Below are 796 nucleotides of genomic sequence, written 5' to 3' on the forward strand. Positions count from 1 at the left end.
GTTCTCGATCGGGTCGCCCGCCTCGGCGTCGCCCACGTCCTCGCCGTAGAAGATTTCCTGAAGCGCCACGATGCCGCCCACGTTGCCGGCGTTGTCGCCGCCGAAGACGCCGCCGAAGTCGCCGGTCACGGGCATCGAGGCCTCGTCCACCACCCAGCGTTCGGTCTTGCCCGCGAAACTGCCGTTCTCGGCGATGGCGCCCTCGACCAGGATCACCGATTGCAGGCCGAAGCCGTAGTCGACCAGCACCCGGTCGTAGATGGCGCCGTTGACGGCGTTGTCGTCGAAGTTGACGTTGAGGAAGATGTTGCCCGCGACCCGCGCGGTCTGGCCGGGCAGCGTCTCGGGCGGGGTGCCGGGGGGCACGGGCAAGAGTTCGTTGCCCGGCGCGGGGATGTTGGTCAGGCCCGCATAGGTGCCCGCATAGCTGACCTGGCCCGAGCCAGGCGTCGCGGTGCCCTCGGGCGGGGTGAAGCGGCCGGTGCGGCTGTAGGCGCCGCCCGAGTAGAACTTGTTGAACTGCCCGCCGTCGCCGGCCAGCGCGACCTCGACCGAGCCGTCGGCGCTCTGGGCGGCGAGGCCCACGAAGAGCCGGTCGAGCGGGTCTTCCTGCACGGCATAGGCGCGGTAGCCCGCGGTGTCGAAGCGCGGGTCGCGTTCCCAGGCGGCCACCACGGGCGAGGTGTCGAGATCCTCGATCTGCACCAGAAGGCGGTCGTTCTCGGCATCATAGGCGATGCTGGCCACGTTGTTCGACAGGACCTCGGGCACCGCGATCTGGTCGGGCGTGCCGCCG

At 70.2% G+C, this 796-nt stretch carries 1 protein-coding gene; it reads right to left on the minus strand.

The window, feature by feature from the left end:
• The coding region (locus ACLD7X_RS17360; RefSeq protein WP_411424941.1) for a hypothetical protein at positions 1-796 on the minus strand (796 nt) is incomplete at both ends.

The organism is Aphanothece microscopica RSMan92, from assembly GCF_046613545.2.
Taxonomy (GTDB): Bacteria; Cyanobacteriota; Cyanobacteriia; order PCC-6307; family Cyanobiaceae; genus NIES-981.